Raw genomic sequence first — 18,015 nt, forward strand, 5'->3', positions numbered from 1 at the left:
ACATGAGCCGCGCCACCCTGCAGAAGGACCCCAAGGACGTCGCCGCGATGTTCGACGAGACCGCCGCGAAGTACGACCTGATGAACGACGTGATGTCGCTGGGTCAGACGCGGCTGTGGCGTCGGGCGGTCGTGCAGTCCATCGACCCGCAACCGGGGGAGCGGATCCTCGACATCGCGGCCGGCCCCGGCTCCTCGTCGATCCCGCTGCGCGAGGCCGGCGCGCAGGTCGCCTCGGCCGACTTCTCCCTCGGCATGTTGCGCCAGGGCCGCAAGCAGAGCCCCGAGCTGGAGTTCACCGCGGCCGACGCGACCCGGCTGCCCTTCGCCGACGCGTCCTTCGACGTGGTGACGATGTCCTTCGGCTTCCGCAACGTCGTCGAGCCGGAGGTGGCCCTGCGCGAGTTCCTCCGGGTCGCCACGCCGGGCGGGCGCCTGCTCATCTGCGAATTCAGCCAGCCGGTCAACCGGGCCTTCCGCACGATCTACTCCGAGTACCTCATGGCCGCCTTCCCGCCCGTGGCGCGGCGGCTGAGCTCCAACCCCGAGTCCTACGTCTACCTCGCCGAGTCGATCCAGACTTGGCCGGCGCAGGAGCCGCTGGCGCAGATGATCTCCGGCGCCGGCTGGGGCGGGGTCGAGTGGCGCAACCTCACCGGGGGCATCGTCGCGCTGCACCGAGCCACCAAGAGCTGACGTCGGGTTAGGTCTACCTGTGTGACCCGTGAAGTTCCTGCCGGGTAGTGTCACCCGCGATCGTGAAATGCTTCACAAGCAGCTGAGGAAGTTTCGTGACCAGTGAACTGCCTGCGGCCGACGGAGACCGCAGTGTCGACGTCATCGTCGTCGGAGCCGGCCCGGGGGGCAGCGCCACCGCGGCCTGGCTGGCGAAGGCCGGCAAGGACGTCGTCCTGCTGGAGAAGTCGCGCTTCCCGCGCGACAAGATCTGCGGTGACGGGCTGACCCCCCGCGCGGTCCGCCAGCTGATCAACCTCGGCATCCCGCTGTCGGAGACCGACGGCTGGGCGCACAACAAGGGCCTGCGGATCATCGGCGGCGGCATGCGTCTGCAGCTGGACTGGCCCGACGTGACCTCCTTCCCGGGCTACGGCATGGTCCGGGCGCGGCAGGACCTCGACGAGGTCCTCGCCCGGCACGCCGCCTCCTCCGGCGCCGAGCTGCTCGAGGGCCGCAACGTCTCCGAGCCGGTCCGTGACGAGAGCGGCCGCATCGTCGGCGTGGTCGCCAAGGTCGTCGACGAGCGCGGTCGCGCCACGGGCGAGACCGAGACCTACCGGGCCCCGGTGGTCGTCGCCGCCGACGGTGTCTCCTCCCGCCTGTCGGTGAAGATGGGCCGCGAGAAGCGCGAGGACCGGCCGATGGCCGTGGCCGTGCGGGCCTACTACGAGACCCCCCGCCACGACGACGAGTACCTCGAGAGCCACCTCGAGCTGTGGTCGACGACGCCCGAAGGGGGGCGCATCCTCATGCCGGGCTACGGCTGGCTCTTCGGCCTGGGTGACGGACGCTCCAACATCGGCCTCGGCGTGCTCAACACCTCCGAGGCCTTCGGGCGCACCGACTACAAGGACGTCATGCGCCGTTGGGTCGAGACGATGCCGGCCGAGTGGGGCATCAACGAGGGCACGATCAGCGGTGAGATCACCGCGGCGGCCCTGCCGATGGCCTTCAACCGGCAGCCGCTCTACGCCGACGGGCTCATGCTCGTCGGTGACTCCGGCGGCATGGTCAACCCCTTCAACGGCGAGGGCATCGACTACGCGCTCGAGGCCGGGCACGCGGCCGCCGAGACGATCGTGCAGGCCCTGGCCCGCCCGACGGCCGCCGACCGCGAGCGCGTCCTGCTCTCCTACGTCGACCGGATGAAGGCCATGCACGGCGGCTACTTCACCCTGGGCGCGCAGTTCGCCAAGCTCATCGGCAAGCCGGAGATCATGCGTCTGGCGACGAAGTACGGGCTGCCGCGCCAGACCCTGATGAAGTTCATGCTCAAGCTCATGGCCAACCTTCCGGAGGAGAAGGGGGGCGGTCTCGACGACCGTCTCGTCCAGCTCATGACCCGGGTGGCCCCCAATGCGTAGGTCGGCTGCTGGCGTGGCGCAGGTCACCCCTAGGATTGGACATGGCCTGCATCACATGACGTCAGAAAGGCAGGGGCAGTGATGAACCCGTACATCCCGCTGCTCATCCTCTTCGCCCTCGGGCTCGGCTTCGCGCTGGTGTCCGTCGGGACGAGCCTGGTCGTCGGCCCGGCGCGCTACAACGCCGCCAAGGCCCAGGCCTACGAGTGCGGCATCCAGCCGACGCCGCAGGCCGCCGAGGGCGGCCGCTTCCCGGTCAAGTACTACCTGACCGCGATGCTGTTCATCATCTTCGACATCGAGGCGCTCTTCCTCTACCCCTTCGCCGTCGCCTTCGACGAGCTCGGGGCCTTCACCCTCGCTGCCGTGGTGCTTTTCCTGTTCAACGCGTTCTTCATCGCGGATGCCTACGTATGGCGCCGCGGCGGGTTCGAGTGGGACTGACGAGGACGGAGACGGATCAATGGGGATCGAGGAGAAGCTGCCGTCGGGCATCGCCCTGACGACGGTCGAAAAGCTCGCCGGCTACATGCGCAAGGCGTCGATCTGGCCGGCCACCTTCGGCCTGGCCTGCTGCGCCATCGAGATGATGGCCGTCGGCACGCCGCACTACGACCTGGCGCGCTTCGGCATGGAGCGCTTCGCGGCGACGCCGCGTCAGGCCGACCTGATGATCGTCGCCGGTCGGGTGAGCAACAAGATGGCCCCGGTCGTGCGTCAGGTCTACGACCAGATGGCCAACCCCAAGTGGGTCATCTCGATGGGTGTGTGCGCCAGCTCCGGCGGCATGTTCAACAACTACGCGATCGTCCAGGGCGTCGACCACATCATCCCGGTCGACATCTACCTGCCCGGCTGCCCGCCCCGCCCCGAGATGCTGCTCAACGCCATCATCGAGCTGCACCAGCAGATCCAGAGCACCCCGCTCGGGGTCAACCGGGTCGCCGCCGCCCGCGCCGCCGAGCAGGCGGCCCTGGGCGCCACCCCGACGGAGCTGCAGCCCCCGACGCACGACCACGAGGGCCTGCTCGGAAGGAACCTCCTGGCATGAGCGAGATCGACAAGCCCGCCGAGGGCGTCCACCCGGACGGCGTCGGCCTGAGCGGCACCGCCAACAAGGGCTTCCCCTCGACCCAGGCGCTCACCGGCGGCAACCAGCCGGTCGAGTACAGCAATGTCGAAGGGGAGGGTGCCGGTGAGGTCGACCCCGCGCACGCCCCCGTGGTGCGCGACGAGCGACGCGGCATGTTCGGTGCCCGCCAGGGCCAGGACACCTCCGGCTACGGCGGGCTCAAGACGACCGTCGCCTTCCCCGGCGCGAGCGAGCGCCCCTACGGCGGCTGGTTCGACGAGGTCGTCGACACCCTCGCCGATGCGACCGGGGGCGACCTGCTCGAGCGGGTCGTCGTCCACCGTGGCGAGCTGACCCTGCACGTCGCCCGTGAGGACCTGCCGGTCGTCATGCGAGCCCTGCGCGACCGCCCCGACCTGCGCTTCGAGATGTGCATGTCGGTCTCCGGTGTGCACTTCCCGCAGGAGAGCGGCCGCGAGCTGCACGTCGCCTACCACCTGCTGTCGATCACCCACGGGGGTCGCCGACTGCGCGTCGAGGTCACCGCCCCCGACGCCGACCCGCACATCCCGAGCATCGTCGAGACCTACCCCGCCGCCGACTGGCACGAGCGCGAGACGTGGGACATGTTCGGCGTGGTCTTCGACGGGCACCCGTCGCTCACCCGGATCCTCATGCCCGACGACTGGGCCGGGCACCCGCAGCGCAAGGACTACCCGCTGGGCGGCATCCCGGTGGAGTACAAGGGCGGCACCGTCCCGCCGCCCGATGAGCGGAGGTCGTACACCTGATGGCTACGCACACGCAGGGCGGCCGGGTCCACGCGACGCCGGTAGCCGACGACCTCGCCGAGGGCCGGATCGTCAACGTCCAGGGCGGCGACTGGGACCAGGAGATGGGCGAGCTCGGGATGAACCCCGAGGAGCGCATCGTCCTCAACATGGGCCCGCAGCACCCGTCGACGCACGGGGTGCTCCGCCTCATCCTCGAGCTCGACGGCGAGACGGTGACCGAGGCCCGGGCCGGCATCGGCTACCTCCACACGGGCATCGAGAAGAACATGGAGTTCCGCACGTGGACGCAGGGGGTGACCTTCTGCACGCGCATGGACTACCTGACGCCGATGTTCCAAGAGGCCGCCTACTGCCTCGCCGTCGAGAAGGTCCTGGGGATCACCGACGACATCCCCGAGCGGGCCAGCGCGATCCGGGTGCTCATGATGGAGCTGACCCGCATCTCCAGCCACCTCATCTGCCTCGGCACGGGCGGCATGGAGATGGGCGCGACGACGATCATGACGATCAGCTTCCGCGAGCGCGAGCGGATCCTGTCCGTGATCGAGAACATCACCGGCCTGCGCATGAACAACGCCTACATCCGCCCCGGTGGCGTCGCCCAGGACCTGCCGCACGGCGCCATCGACAAGATCCGCGAGATGGTCCCGCAGGTGCGCAAGGGCATCGGCGAGCTGGAGAAGCTGCTCTTGGAGAACCCCATCCTCAAGGGCCGGACCAAGCGCGTCGGCGAGCTCTCGCTCACCGGGTGCACCGCCCTGGGCATCACCGGACCGGTGCTGCGCTCGACCGGGCTGCCGCACGACCTGCGCAAGCTCACGCCCTACTGCGGCTACGACAAGTACGACTTCGAGGTCATCACCCGCACCGGCGCCGACGCCTACGACCGGCTGGCCATCCGCCTGGCCGAGATGCGTGAGAGCCTGAAGATCGTCGAGCAGGTCACCGACGAGCTGCAGCGCAACCCCGGGCCGGTCATGGTCGCCGACAAGCGCGTCGCCTGGCCCTCGCAGCTGGCGGTGGGCGGTGACGGCATGGGCAACAGCCTCGACCACATCCGCGAGATCATGGGCACCTCGATGGAGGCCCTCATCCACCACTTCAAGCTCGTCACCGAGGGCTTCCGCGTCCCGCCGGGGCAGGCCTACGTCGCCGTCGAGTCGCCCAAGGGAGAGCTGGGCTGCCACGTCGTCTCCGACGGTGGCACCCGCCCCTACCGGGCGCACTTCCGGGACCCGAGCTTCAACAACCTGCAGGCCGTCGCGGCCATGTGCGAAGGGGGCAACCTCGCCGACGTCATCGTCGCGGTCGCCTCGATCGACCCGGTGATGGGAGGGGTGGACCGCTGATGGTCAACCACTACGGAGAGCAGACGGCGTCCGGGCACCTGCACGTGCCCTCGGAGAGCAAGGAGCCCTACCCCGCGGAGGTGCTCGAGCGGCTGTCCGCCGAGGCCGAGCAGGTCGTGGCGCGCTACCCCCAACCGCGCTCGGCGCTGCTGCCGCTCCTGCACCTCGTGCAGAGCGTCGACGGCTACGTCACCGGACGCGGCATCGATTTCTGCGCCCAGACGCTGGGCCTGACGACCGCCGAGGTCTCCGGTGTGGCGACCTTCTACACCCAGTACAAGCGCCACCCCAACGGCGACTACACCGTCGGGGTCTGCACCAACACGCTGTGCGCGGTCATGGGCGGCGACCAGATCTGGGAGACCGTCAGTGAGCACCTGGGCATCGGCCACGACGAGACGACCGAGGACGGCAAGATCACCCTCGAGCGCATCGAGTGCAATGCCGCCTGCGACTACGCCCCGGTGGTCATGACCAACTGGGAGTTCTTCGACAACCAGACCCCGGAGTCGACCGTGCGTCTCGTCGACGACCTGCGCTCCGGCGTCCCGGTCGCACCGACCCGCGGCCCCAGCCGCGTGTGCACCTTCACGCAGGTCTCCCGGGTGCTCGCCGGCTTCCCCGACGGGCTCGCCGACGAGGGCGTGGGAGCCGGGGCGGCCTCCCTTCGTGGCCTCGAGGTGGCCCGACGCGAGGGCTGGACCGCACCGGGCGAAGGGGGCGACGCCCAGACCGCGACGGTGGCGACCGGCACGACGACCGAGGGCATGGCCGCCGGCGAGCAGACATCCGTCGACACCCCGGCCAATGCGCCGGACGAGCGGCCGACGAGCGATGGTACGGAGGCCGACAAGTGACGACGCTGACCCCGATCCTCACGAAGTTCTGGGACCACCCGCAGTCCTGGACCCTCGCGACCTACGAGGAGCACGACGGCTACGCCGCCCTGCGGCAGGCGCTCGAGAGCGACCCGGCCGACCTCGTCCAGGCGGCCAAGGACTCCGGCCTGCGCGGCCGCGGCGGCGCCGGCTTCCCGACCGGCATGAAGTGGGGCTTCCTGCCCCCGCCGGACGGCGGCCCGCGCTACCTCGTCGTCAACGCCGACGAGTCCGAGCCCGGCACGTGCAAGGACATCCCGCTGCTCATGGCGGCGCCGCACTTCCTCGTCGAGGGGGTGGCGATCACCTCCTTTGCCATCGGCTGCAACCACGCCTTCATCTACCTGCGCGGCGAGGTCGTCCACGTCTACCGCCGCCTCATGCGCGCGGTCGAGGAGGCCTACGCGGCCGGCTACCTCGGCAAGGACGTCCTCGGGACCGGCTTCGACCTCGACGTCACCGTGCACGCCGGTGCCGGTGCCTACATCTGCGGCGAGGAGACGGCCCTGCTCGACTCCCTCGAGGGGCGCCGCGGCCAGCCGAGGCTCAAGCCCCCCTTCCCGGCGGTCGCCGGCCTCTACGCCCGCCCGACCGTGGTCAACAACGTCGAGTCGATCGCCTCGGTGCCGATCATCATGCGCAAGGGCGCCGAGTGGTTCGCCGACATGGGCACCGAGAAGTCCCAGGGCTTCGGCATCTTCTCCCTCTCCGGCCACGTCAAGCGGCCCGGCCAGTACGAGGCGCCGCTCGGCATCACCCTGCGCGAGCTCATCGACATGGCCGGCGGCATGCGCGACCCCAACCACCCGCTGAAGTTCTGGACGCCGGGTGGCTCGTCCACGCCGATCTTCACGAGCGAGCACCTCGACGTGCCGCTCGACTTCGAGTCTGTGGCCGCCCACGGCTCGATGCTCGGCACCCGGGCGCTGCAGATCTTCGACGACACCGTCTCGGTCGTGCGCTGCGTGAGCCGCTGGACCGACTTCTACAAGCACGAGTCGTGCGGCAAGTGCACCCCCTGCCGTGAGGGCACGTGGTGGCTCGCCCAGATCCTGGAGCGGATCGAGCACGGTCACGGCACCCCCGAGGACATCGACAAGCTCGTCGACATCTGCGACAACATCCTCGGCCGCTCCTTCTGCGCCCTCGGTGACGGTGCGACCAGCCCGATCACCTCGGCGGTCAAGTACTTCCGGGAGGAGTTCGAGGCCGGGTGCCACACCCCGGCGAGCGAGCTCTTCCCGCCGGCCGCCTCGACGCTCTTCCACCACGAGACCGCACAGGTGACCGCATGACCGTCACAGACGCCACCGACAAGCAGGCACCCGAGGCCCCCGAGCTGACCCACCTCAGCATCGACGGCATCGCGGTCGCCGTGCCCAAGGACACCCTCGTCATCCGGGCGGCCGAGGAGGCCGGGATCGAGATCCCGCGCTTCTGCGACCACCCGCTCCTCGAGCCCGTCGGCGCCTGCCGCCAGTGCCTCGTCGAGGTGGCGACCCCCGACCGCGAGGGCAACGTCAAGCCGATGCCCAAGCCGCAGGCCAGCTGCACGATGACCGTGAGCGAGGGCATGCAGGTGCGCACCCAGCACACCTCGCCGGTCGCCGACAAGGCGCAGCAGGGCGTCATGGAGCTGCTCCTCATCAACCACCCGCTCGACTGCCCGGTCTGCGACAAGGGCGGCGAGTGCCCGCTGCAGAACCAGGCGATGAGCAACGGCCGGGCCACCTCGCGCTTCGAGGACGTCAAGCGCACCTACCCCAAGCCGATCAACATCTCCTCGCAGGTCCTCCTCGACCGCGAGCGGTGCGTGCTGTGCGCGCGGTGCACCCGCTTTTCGGACCAGGTCGCCGGCGACCCCTTCATCGCGCTCGTCGAGCGCGGGGCGCTGCAGCAGGTCGGCATCTACGAGGAGCAGCCCTTCGAGTCCTACTTCTCGGGCAACACGGTCCAGATCTGCCCGGTCGGCGCGCTCACCGGCGCCGCCTACCGCTTCCGGGCGCGGCCCTTCGACCTCGTCTCCACACCCGACGTCTGCGAGCACTGCGCCGACGGCTGCTCCCTTCGCACCGACCACCGTCGCGGCGCGGTGCTGCGTCGCCTGGCCGGCAACGACCCGCAGGTCAACGAGGAGTGGAACTGCGACAAGGGCCGCTGGGCCTTCGCCTACGCGAGCCTGGGTGACCGCTTCGAGCTGCCGATGGTGCGCGACGCCGAGGGCGAGCTGCAGGTCGTCTCCTGGCGGGAGGCCCTGGCCGCCGCGTCCGACGGCCTGCGGGCCGCGCAGGGGCACGGCGTGCTCGTCGGCGGCCGGGGCACGGCCGAGGACGCCCATGCCTACGCCGCCCTCGCCCGCTCGGTCCTGCGGACCGAGAGCATCGACCACCGCTCCCGGCCGCACTCCGACGAGGAGCGTGACTTCCTGCTCCGGCACGTCGTCGGCACCACCCCCGACACGGGCGGGGTGACCTTCACCGACCTCGAGCGGGCCTCGTCGGTCCTGCTCGTCGGGCTCGAGCCCGAGGAGGAGAGCCCGATCCTCTTTCTCCGCCTGCGCAAGGCCCACCGCAAGGCCGGGACCACCGTCTACTCCGTCGCGCCGCTGGCCACCCGCGGCCTCGACAAGCTCGGCGGGAGGCTCATCCCCTCCGCGCCCGGCACCGAGACCGAGGTGCTCACCGCGCTCACCGGCGAGGTGGGTCCCGGCTCCGACGGTGACGCCCTCACCGCAGCCCACGCCGCGCTGCGTGGCGAGCGGCCGAGCATCCTCGTCGGCGAGCGCCTGGCGACCGTCCCCGGGGCCCTCGCCGCGGCCGCCGAGCTCGCCGGGACGACCGGCGCCCGGCTCGCGTGGATCCCGCGCCGGGCGGGCGAGCGCGGCGCGATCGAGGCCGGCTGCCTTCCGGGCGAAGGGGGCAAGGACACCGCCGGCATCATCCACGCCGCCGCGGAGGGCACCATCGGCGGCCTCGTCGTCGGTGGCGTGGACGTCCGCGACACCGGCCTGCCCGAGGAGCTGACCTCGCGCGCCCTGGAGCGCGCCTTCGTCGTGTCGCTGGAGATCCGCCCGAGCAGCGTCACCGAGCACGCCGACGTCGTCCTCCCCGTGGCGCCGCACGCCGAGCGGGAGGGCGCCTTCATCAACTGGGAGGGGCGGGTGCGGCCCTTCGAGGCGTCCCTGTCGACCACGGCCCTGCCCGACCACCGGGTGCTGCACATGCTCGCCGACGAGATGGGCGAGTTCCTCGGCACCCGCACCACGGCCGAGGCCCGACGCTCCATGGAGGGCTCGGCGGCGCCGCGCGCCACCGGCTACCCGCCCCGCGTGCGCCGTTCGCCGGTGCCGCAGCCCGGGCCCGGTGAGCTGGTCCTGGCCACGTGGCACCTCATGCTCGACAAGGGGTCGCTGCAGGACGGCGAACCCTTCCTCGCCGGCACCGCCCGCGCTCCGCGCGCCCTGGTGTCGCCGGCGACGGCCGAGGGCCTGGGCGTGGTCGAGGGAGACCTCGTGACCGTCAGCTCCGACGATGTGCGGGTCACCGTGCCCGTCCTCGTGCACGACATGGTCGACCACGTCATCTGGCTCCCGACCAACTCCGAGAGCTGCGACCTGCGCAGCCTCTCCGGTCGAGCCGGAGCGATCGTCTCCGTGACCAAGGGAGGTGCGGCATGACCGGCCTGACCCTGCTCGCCGCGGCGGCGGACAAGCCCGTGCCGGCGGACTTCAGCGACACCCCGCTGTGGCTCTCGCTCGTCAAGGCGCTCTTCCTCTTCGTCTACCTGCTCCTGTCGGTGCTGCTCGTCATCTGGTTCGAGCGGCGCGTCATCGGCCGGATGCAGCAGCGCCCCGGCCCCAACCGCAACGGCCCCTTCGGCCTGCTGCAGACCCTCGCCGACGGCATGAAGTCGATGTTCAAGGAGGACGTGCGCCCCAAGGGGGCCGACGCCCTGATCTTCACCATCGCGCCGGTGATCTTCGCGTCGATGGCCTTCGTCGCCTTCTCGGTCATGCCGCTCGGCGGCATGGTGTGGATGTTCGGTCACCACACCCCGCTGCAGCTGACCGACCTGCCGGTCGCCGCCCTGCTCGTCCTCGCGGTCGCGGGCGTCGCCGCCTACGGCATCGTCCTCGGCGGCTGGTCGGCCGGCTCGACCTACCCGCTCCTCGGCGGCCTGCGAGCCACCGCCCAGCTGATCTCCTACGAGATCGCCATGGGCCTGGCCCTCGTCGCCGTCTTCATGTACGCGGGCTCGATGAGCACGAGCGAGATCGTCGCCGCCCAGAGCGACCTCTGGTACATCGTCCCGGCGTGCGTCTCCTTCGTCATCTACGTCATCACGATGGTCGGCGAGACCAACCGCCTGCCCTTCGACCTCGCCGAGGGCGAGGGTGAGATCGTCGGTGGCTACTTCACCGAGTACTCGGGTATGCGCTTCGCGATGTTCTTCCTCGGCGAGTACATCAACATGTTCACCGTCTCGGCCCTGGCGACGACGCTCTTCCTCGGCGGCTGGCAGGCGCCTCCCGGCATCGCCGCGATCGGCGATGGCATGCTCAACACCGGCTGGTGGGGTCTGCTGTGGTTCTCGCTCAAGCTGTGGATGTTCATGTTCTTCTTCGTCTGGCTGCGCGGCACCCTGCCCCGCACCCGCTACGACCAGTTCATGCGCTTCGGCTGGAAGTTCCTCATCCCGGTGACCGTCGCCTGGGTCATCGCCGTGGCCTTCATTCGCGGCGCCGACGCCGGCTTCTTCGGTGACGGCACCGTGGGCCTCTTCGGCCGCGAGTTCCCCGTCTCGTCGCTGATCATCGTCGGGGTCCTCGCGGTCCTCGTCCTGGGCTCGACGTGGATCTGGGAGACCAAGGTCGAGCAGCGGGCCAAGGAGGCCGAGGCCGCCGCCGAGGTCCCCGACGAGATCGACCCGTGGGCCGAGGGCTACCCCGTGCCCCCGCTGCCCGGCCAGCGACTCGTCGAGGCGCCGCGCGGCGGCACCGCGATCGACACCAAGCCTGCGTCCACCCCCACCTCCGAGGAGGAGCACCGTGGCTGACGACGACGCCCAGGGAGGGTTCTTCTCCGAGCTCTTCGCCCCCGTGGCCGGGTTCGGCGTGACCTTCGCGACGATGTTTCGCAAGGTCGCCACCCAGGAGTACCCCGAGGTCAAGTGGCCCACCCAGCCGCGCTTCCACGGCCGCCACCAGCTCAACCGTCACCCCGACGGGCTGGAGAAGTGTGTCGGCTGCGAGCTGTGTGCGTGGGCCTGCCCTGCCGACGCGATCCTCGTCGAGGGCCGTGGCAACGACGACGAGCGGGGACTGCGCTTCAGCCCCGGCGAGCGCTACGGGCACATCTACCAGATCAACTACCTGCGCTGTATCTTCTGCGGGCTGTGCATCGAGGCCTGCCCGACGCGCGCCCTGACGATGACCAACGAGTACGAGCTCGCCGACAACAACCGCGCCGACCTGATCTTCACCAAGGAGCAGCTGCTCGCCCCCCTCCAGGAGGGCATGCTGCCCGCGCCCCACCCGATGGTCGAGGGCATGGAGGAGCGCGACTACTACCTGGGCAAGGTCGCCACGGCGACGCCCGAGCAGCGTGAGTGGGTCGAGCAGCACGCGAGCACGGAGGAGACCCGATGACCGGCACCGGTGAGGCAGTCGTCTTCTGGGTGCTCAGCTGCATCGCCGTCCCCGGAGCCCTCGCCCTGCTCTTCGCCCGCAAGGCCGTGCACGCCGCCATCGGCATGGTGACGACGATGATCGTCCTCGGCGTGTTCTACCTGCTGCAGGAGGCGCACTTCCTCGGCGTCGTGCACATCTTCGTGTACACCGGCGCGGTGATGATGCTCTTCCTCTTCGTCGTCATGCTCGTCGGCGTCGACCACTCCTCCTCGCTCGTGGAGACCCTGCGCGGCCAGCGCCTCCTCACGCTGCTCGTCTCGGTCGTGGCGCTCGCCGTGCTCTTCTCGGCCATCGGTCGGGTCGTCTACGAGGGTGACCCGACGCTTGCCGAGGTCAACGCCGACCCCGGCAACGTCGAGGCCATCGCCTACCTCGTCTTCGGCAAGTACGTCTGGCTCTTCGAGGTGGCGGCCGGTCTGCTCACCGTCGCCGCGATCGGCGCCATGGTCTTCGCCCACCGCGAGCGGATCATCGCCAAGCCGACCCAGCGCGAGTGGATGGAGCGGCGCTTCCGCGAGGGCAAGCACCTCGCCGGTCTCCCGGTGCCGGGTGTCTACGCCCGCCACAACGCCGTCGACACTCCGGCGCTGCTGCCCGACGGCAGCATCTCCGAGCTCTCGCTCAACCGCGTCCTCGTCGCCCGTGACCAGGTGACCACTCCGACGCGCTACCGCCAGCTCGAGGACTCCGAGACCACGACCGAGGGAGGTGAGCAGCCGTGAGCCCGATGAACTACATCTACCTCGCGACGATCCTCTTCGTGATCGGCAGCGCGACGGTCCTGCTGCGCCGCAACGCGATCATCGTCTTCATGGGCGTCGAGCTCATGCTCAACGCCGCATCGCTCGCCTTCGTCACCTTCGCCCGGATGCACGGCTCCGTGGAGGGCCAGGTCATCGCCATGTTCGTCATGGTCGTGGCCGCCGCCGAGGTCGTCGTCGGACTGGCCATCATCATGGCCGTCTTCCGTGCCCGCCGGTCGGCCTCCGTCGACGACGCCAACCTGCTGAAGCTGTAAGGGGCCCTCGTGATCACCGAATATGCCTGGCTCCTCGTCGCCCTGCCGCTCCTCGGCGCGACCCTGCTCCTGCTCGGCGGACGCCTCACCGACTCCTTCGGCCCGCTGCTCGCGACCCTCCTGTCGTGGGGCAGCTTTCTCGTCGGCGCGGCGGTCTTCGTCTCGATGCTCGGCGCCGAACCGCACGACCGCGCCCACTCGATCCACCTGTGGGACTGGGTGCCGGCGGGCACCATCGACGTCACCGCCGGGCTGCTCGTCGACCCGCTGTCGATGGCCTTCGTCCTGCTCATCACCTTCGTCGGCTCGCTGATCCACGTCTACTCGCTCGGCTACATGGAGCACGACCCCGACAAGCGGCGCTTCTTCGCCTACCTCAACCTCTTCGTCGCGTCGATGCTGCTGCTCGTCCTCGCCGACTCCTACCTGCTGCTCTTCGTCGGCTGGGAGGGTGTGGGCCTGGCGTCGTGGCTGCTCATCGGCTTCTGGAACCACAACCCCGCCTACGCGACCGCGGCCAACAAGGCCTTCATCGCCAACCGCATCGGTGATGTCGGCCTGATCCTCGCGATGTCGATCATGCTCGCGACCTTCGGCACGGTGGACTTCGCTGCGGTCGACGCCGCAGTCGGCGGTGCCGGAGAGGGGACCCTCACGGCGATCGGCCTGCTGCTCCTGCTCGGCGCGTGCGGCAAGTCCGCGCAGTTCCCGTTGCAGTCCTGGCTCGGTGACGCCATGGCCGGCCCGACCCCCGTCTCGGCGCTCATCCACGCCGCGACCATGGTCACCGCCGGCGTCTACCTCGTCGTGCGCAGCCACCACATCTTCGACGCCGCACCCGACGCCCAGCTCGCGGTCGTCGTCGTCGGCGCGATCACCCTCGTCTACGGGGCGATCGTCGGCTGCGCCAAGGACGACATGAAGAAGGCGCTCGCCGCCTCGACGATGAGCCAGATCGGCTACATGATGCTCGCCGCGGGCCTGGGCCCGGTCGGCTACGCCTTCGCGATCTTCCACCTCGTGACGCACGGCTTCTTCAAGGCCGGGATGTTCCTCGGGGCCGGCTCGGTCATGCACGGCATGGGCGACCAGGTCGACATGCGCCGCTTCGGCGGGCTGTCGACGGTCATGAAGATCACCTGGGTGACCTTCGGCCTCGGCTGGCTGGCGATCCTCGGGGTTCCCCCCTTCGCCGGCTTCTGGAGCAAGGACAAGATCATCGAGGCCGCCTTCGTCGGCGAGGGCTGGCGCCCGTGGGTCTTCGGCCTGACCGCGCTCCTCGGTGCCGGCATCACCGCCTTCTACATGTCGCGGCTGTTCTTCATGACCTTCCACGGCAAGAAGCGCTGGACCGATGATGTCCACCCGCACGAGTCGCCGCTCACGATGACGATCCCGATGATGGTCCTGGCCGTGGGCTCGGCCCTGCTGGGTCTCGTCCTCGCGACGGTCGCCCCGATCACGACCTGGCTCGAACCGGTCCTCGGCCACGTCGAGCACCACGAGCCGGTCCTGCCGATCCCGGTCCTCATGGGCGCCACTCTCGTCGTCGTCGCCGTCGGCGCCGTGTGGGCCTGGCTGGTCTACGGTCGCGGCGACGTCCCGCAGGTCGCGCCGGAGGGCAACGCGCTCACCCGCGCCGCCCGCGCCGACCTCTACCAGGACGAGCTCAACGCGACCCTGCTCCAGTGGCCCGGCATCTCGCTCACCCGCGGCCTGGTCTCCGCCGACGTCGAGGGCGTCGACGGTGCCGGTGTCGGCGGCCTGAGCCGGTCGATCGAGAGCGTCTCCTCCTGGCTGCGCACGGCTCAGAACGGCTACGCGCGCTCCTACGCCCTGACGATGTTCACCGGCGTCGTCGCCTTCCTCGCAGCCCTGTGGGTGATCAACTGATGGACAACCTGCCCTGGCTCACCCTGCTCATGGCCGTGCCGGCCGTCGGCGCGCTCGTGGTGGCCGTCCTCCCTTCGCGCAGTGCGCTGCTCGCCCGGCCCATCGCCCTCGGCGTCGCCCTGCTGACCCTCGTGATCGGCATCGCCGCGACGGCGACGAGCTTCACCCGGGGCAGCAGCGAGCAGTTCCAGATGGTCGAGCGCCACGAGTGGATCCCGCAGCTGGGCGTCAGCTACGCCCTCGGGGTGGACGGCATCTCGCTCGCCCTGATCCTCATGGCACTCGTCCTCGTGCCCGTGTGCATCCTCGCCGCGTGGGACGACGTCCCCGAGGGCGGCACCTGGCACAAGGGCTACTTCGCGCTGCTGCTGTCGCTGCTGCCCTTCATGGTCGGCGTCTTCGCGGCGATCGACGTCTTCCTCTTCTACGTCTTCTTCGAGGCGATGCTCATCCCGGTCTACTTCCTCATCGGGATGTACGGCGGTGCCCGCCGCCAGGCCGCGGCGATGAAGTTCCTCCTCTTCTCCCTCGCGGGCGGGCTGATCATGCTCGTCGGCGTCATCGCCCTCTACCTGCAGGGCCCCGGTGGCGACGACGGCTTCCTCGTCGAGCGGCTCACCGGGCTGGAGATCGGCGGCGCCACCGAGCGCTGGATCTTCATCGCCTTCTTCATCGCCTTCGCCGTCAAGGCGCCGATGTGGCCGGTGCACACCTGGCTGCCCGACGCGGCCGCCGCCTCCCGTCCGGCCGTCGCGACCCTGCTCGTCGGCGTGCTCGACAAGGTCGGCACCTACGGGATGATCCGCTTCTGCCTCCAGCTCTTCCCCGAGGCGAGCCAGTGGGCGACGCCGGTCGTCGTCACCCTTGCGGTCTTCTCGATCCTCTACGGCGCGATCCTCGCGATCGGCGAGCCGGACATCATGCGCCTCATCGCCTTCACCTCGGTGAGCCACTTCGGCTTCATCGTCCTGGGCATCTTCGCCTTCACCTCGGTCGCCCAGTCGGGCGCCAACTTCTACATGGTCAACCACGGCTTCGCGACCGCCGGCCTCTTCCTCGTCGCGGGCATGCTCATCGCCCGCCGCGGCAGCCAGCGGATCGACGACTACGGCGGCTGGCAGCGGGCCACCCCGTGGCTCGCCGGGGCCTTCCTCGTCGCCGGCCTCGCGACCCTGTCGCTGCCGGGCCTGTCGACCTTCGTCTCGGAGTTCCTCGTCATCGCCGGGTCCTGGTCGACGCAGCCGGTGGCCACCGCCTTCGCCGTGTGGGGCGTCGTCCTCGCCGCGATCTACGTGCTGCTCATGTACAAGCGGATCTTCACCGGGCCGCCCCCGGTCGTCGACCCCGAGGGCGCCGGCACGGACCGGGGCGAAGGGGAGGCCCCCGCGACCGCCGAGCTGCCCTACGTGCGTGCCGACCTCGACGAGGGCGTCACGCCGGCTCGCCTGACGGCACCCCTGCGAGACCTCGGCTGGCGAGAGAAGGCCGTCGTGGCCCCGGTGGTCATCGCCCTCGTCGTGCTCGGCTTCTTCCCGGGACCCGTCCTCGACACCCTCGACCCCGCGGTCGAGCGGACCCTGCAGATCGTCGGCGTCAGCGACCCGGCCCCGTCCGTCCCCGCCGACGCCGGTTCGACCTCCGGGAGTGACCACTGATGACCCTGACCGTCCCCGCGGCCTTCGAGGCCGTCGAGTTCAGCTACTGGGCCCTCTCGCCGATGATCGTGCTCCTCGTCGGCGGCTTCGTCGGCGTGCTCGTCGAGGCCTTCGCGCCGCGGCCCGCCCGACACGTCACCCAGGTCGTCGTCTCGGTCTCGACCCTCGTGCTCTCCTTCGCCGCGCTGGTCTTCATGACCGGCGACGAGACCGGGGTCAGCGTGGGCGGCACCGTCGCCGTCGACGAGCCGACCCGCTTCATGCAGGGCGCCCTGCTCCTCCTCGGGCTGCTCGGCCTCTTCGTCATGGCCGACCGCCTCGGCGGCGAGACCGCTGATGCCTTCACCCCGATGGGTGCCGCGAGCCCGGGCTCCAACCTCGAGGCGCAGGCCGCCCGCAAGGGCTGGTCGACGACCGAGGTCTTCCCGCTCGCGCTCTTCGCGCTCGCCGGCATGCTGCTCTTCCCCGCGTCCAACGACCTGCTGACGATGTTCGTCGCGCTCGAGCTGCTGTCGCTGCCGCTCTACCTCATGTCCGGGCTGGCCCGGCGTCGGCGCCTGCTCTCGCAGGAGGCGGCGCTGAAGTACTTCCTCCTCGGGGCCTTCTCGTCCGGCTTCTTCCTCTTCGGCGCAGCGCTGCTCTACGGCTACGCCGGGTCGATCGGTCTGGCCGAGATCGCGGCGGCCGCGACCACCTCGACCGGTGACCTCGAGGGGCTGCTCCTGCCGGGTGTCGTCATGGTGCTCGTGGGCCTGCTCTTCAAGGTGGGCGCCGCCCCCTTCCACTCCTGGACCCCCGACGTCTACCAGGGCGCCCCGACCCCGGTGACCGGCTTCATGGCCGCGTGCACCAAGGCCGCCGCCTTCGGTGCGCTGCTGCGTCTGGTCTACGTGGGCCTCGAGACCACCCGCTGGGAGTGGCGGATGGGTGTCATCGTCGTCGCGGCCCTGACGATGGTCGTCGGCGCGGTGCTCTCGGTGACCCAGACCGACGTCAAGCGGCTGCTCGCCTACAGCTCGATCGCCCACGCCGGCTTCATCCTCGTCGCGCTCATCGCCTTCGACCGCAGCGGCATCGAGGGAGTGCTCTTCTACGTCGTCGCCTACGGCATCACGACGATCGCCGCCTTCGCCGTCGTCAACCTCGTGCGCGAGCGCGGGGCCGAGGCCACCCACCTGTCCCAGTGGGCGGGGCTCGGGCGCACGCACCCCTACCTGGCGGGCGCCTTCGCGCTCTTCATGCTCGGCTTCGCCGGCATCCCGCTGACCTCGGGCTTCACGGCCAAGGTCGCCGCCTTCATGCCGGCCATCGAGCACGGCGGTCTCGCGGGGGTCGTCCTCGTGGTCATCGGCGTGCTCATGTCGGCCATCACCGCCTTCGTCTACGTGCGGCTGATCGTGCTGATGTTCTTCACCGAACCGGCGGGTGAGGTCACCGTCGCGGCCCCGGCTACGCTGTCCCTCGTCGTCATCGGCATCGGCGTCATCGCCACCATCGTGCTCGGTGTCTTCCCCGGCCCGCTCCTCGAGCTGGCCGAGCAGTCCAGCGTCTTCATCCCGAGGTGAC

General features: G+C 70.2%; 16 protein-coding genes. All 16 read left to right on the plus strand.

What is annotated here, in order from left to right; genetic code table 11:
• Positions 1-2: 2 nt before the first annotated feature.
• The 16 genes from NYE39_RS13395 (at position 3) to nuoN (ending at position 18,014) form a co-directional block, all read left to right on the plus strand.
• Complete coding sequence (locus NYE39_RS13395; protein ID WP_072623676.1) at positions 3-695, plus strand: demethylmenaquinone methyltransferase; 693 nt, start codon at positions 3-5, stop codon at positions 693-695.
• Positions 696-790: 95 nt separating this feature from the next.
• On the plus strand, positions 791-2,101 hold the full coding sequence (locus NYE39_RS13400; RefSeq protein ID WP_341012960.1) for a geranylgeranyl reductase family protein: 1,311 nt from the start codon (positions 791-793) through the stop codon (positions 2,099-2,101).
• Between the two features lie 81 nt (positions 2,102-2,182).
• Entirely contained in the window at positions 2,183-2,545 is a 363-nt protein-coding gene (locus tag NYE39_RS13405; RefSeq protein ID WP_185221504.1) for an NADH-quinone oxidoreductase subunit A, read from the plus strand.
• A gap of 19 nt (positions 2,546-2,564) precedes the next feature.
• Positions 2,565-3,152: a NuoB/complex I 20 kDa subunit family protein gene (locus tag NYE39_RS13410; RefSeq protein WP_072623679.1), complete on the plus strand. Its 588-nt coding sequence runs from the start codon at positions 2,565-2,567 to the stop codon at positions 3,150-3,152.
• A complete protein-coding gene (locus NYE39_RS13415) occupies positions 3,149-3,964 on the plus strand; it encodes an NADH-quinone oxidoreductase subunit C (RefSeq protein ID WP_341012961.1) in 816 nt (271 codons plus the stop codon). Before NYE39_RS13410 ends, NYE39_RS13415 begins: the two co-directional genes overlap by 4 nt.
• On the plus strand, positions 3,964-5,316 hold the full coding sequence (locus NYE39_RS13420; protein ID WP_341012962.1) for an NADH-quinone oxidoreductase subunit D: 1,353 nt from the start codon (positions 3,964-3,966) through the stop codon (positions 5,314-5,316). Before NYE39_RS13415 ends, NYE39_RS13420 begins: the two co-directional genes overlap by 1 nt.
• Positions 5,316-6,173: an NADH-quinone oxidoreductase subunit NuoE gene (gene nuoE / locus NYE39_RS13425; protein WP_341012963.1), complete on the plus strand. Its 858-nt coding sequence runs from the start codon at positions 5,316-5,318 to the stop codon at positions 6,171-6,173. The genes NYE39_RS13420 and nuoE overlap by 1 nt, the downstream gene beginning before the upstream one ends.
• A complete protein-coding gene (gene nuoF, locus NYE39_RS13430; protein ID WP_341012964.1) occupies positions 6,170-7,489 on the plus strand; it encodes an NADH-quinone oxidoreductase subunit NuoF in 1,320 nt (439 codons plus the stop codon). The genes nuoE and nuoF overlap by 4 nt, the downstream gene beginning before the upstream one ends.
• A complete protein-coding gene (locus NYE39_RS13435; RefSeq protein WP_341012965.1) occupies positions 7,486-9,870 on the plus strand; it encodes an NADH-quinone oxidoreductase subunit G in 2,385 nt (794 codons plus the stop codon). Before nuoF ends, NYE39_RS13435 begins: the two co-directional genes overlap by 4 nt.
• A complete protein-coding gene (nuoH, locus tag NYE39_RS13440; protein ID WP_341012966.1) occupies positions 9,867-11,249 on the plus strand; it encodes an NADH-quinone oxidoreductase subunit NuoH in 1,383 nt (460 codons plus the stop codon). The genes NYE39_RS13435 and nuoH overlap by 4 nt, the downstream gene beginning before the upstream one ends.
• On the plus strand, positions 11,242-11,841 hold the full coding sequence (gene nuoI, locus NYE39_RS13445; protein WP_072623685.1) for an NADH-quinone oxidoreductase subunit NuoI: 600 nt from the start codon (positions 11,242-11,244) through the stop codon (positions 11,839-11,841). The genes nuoH and nuoI overlap by 8 nt, the downstream gene beginning before the upstream one ends.
• Entirely contained in the window at positions 11,838-12,605 is a 768-nt protein-coding gene (locus NYE39_RS13450) for an NADH-quinone oxidoreductase subunit J (protein ID WP_192911445.1), read from the plus strand. The genes nuoI and NYE39_RS13450 overlap by 4 nt, the downstream gene beginning before the upstream one ends.
• On the plus strand, positions 12,602-12,901 hold the full coding sequence (nuoK, locus tag NYE39_RS13455) for an NADH-quinone oxidoreductase subunit NuoK (protein WP_072623687.1): 300 nt from the start codon (positions 12,602-12,604) through the stop codon (positions 12,899-12,901). The genes NYE39_RS13450 and nuoK overlap by 4 nt, the downstream gene beginning before the upstream one ends.
• Before the next feature lie 9 nt (positions 12,902-12,910).
• Complete coding sequence (gene nuoL, locus NYE39_RS13460) at positions 12,911-14,794, plus strand: NADH-quinone oxidoreductase subunit L (protein WP_341012967.1); 1,884 nt, start codon at positions 12,911-12,913, stop codon at positions 14,792-14,794.
• A complete protein-coding gene (locus tag NYE39_RS13465) occupies positions 14,794-16,449 on the plus strand; it encodes an NADH-quinone oxidoreductase subunit M (protein WP_341012968.1) in 1,656 nt (551 codons plus the stop codon). The genes nuoL and NYE39_RS13465 overlap by 1 nt, the downstream gene beginning before the upstream one ends.
• Positions 16,449-18,014, plus strand: coding sequence for an NADH-quinone oxidoreductase subunit NuoN (gene nuoN, locus NYE39_RS13470; protein WP_341012969.1), 1,566 nt, complete (start codon positions 16,449-16,451; stop codon positions 18,012-18,014). The genes NYE39_RS13465 and nuoN overlap by 1 nt, the downstream gene beginning before the upstream one ends.
• The last annotated feature ends 1 nt before the right edge of the window (position 18,015 follow it).

The sequence above is a fragment of the Janibacter sp. FSL W8-0316 genome, from assembly GCF_038004165.1.
GTDB lineage: Bacteria > Actinomycetota > Actinomycetes > Actinomycetales > Dermatophilaceae > Janibacter > Janibacter indicus.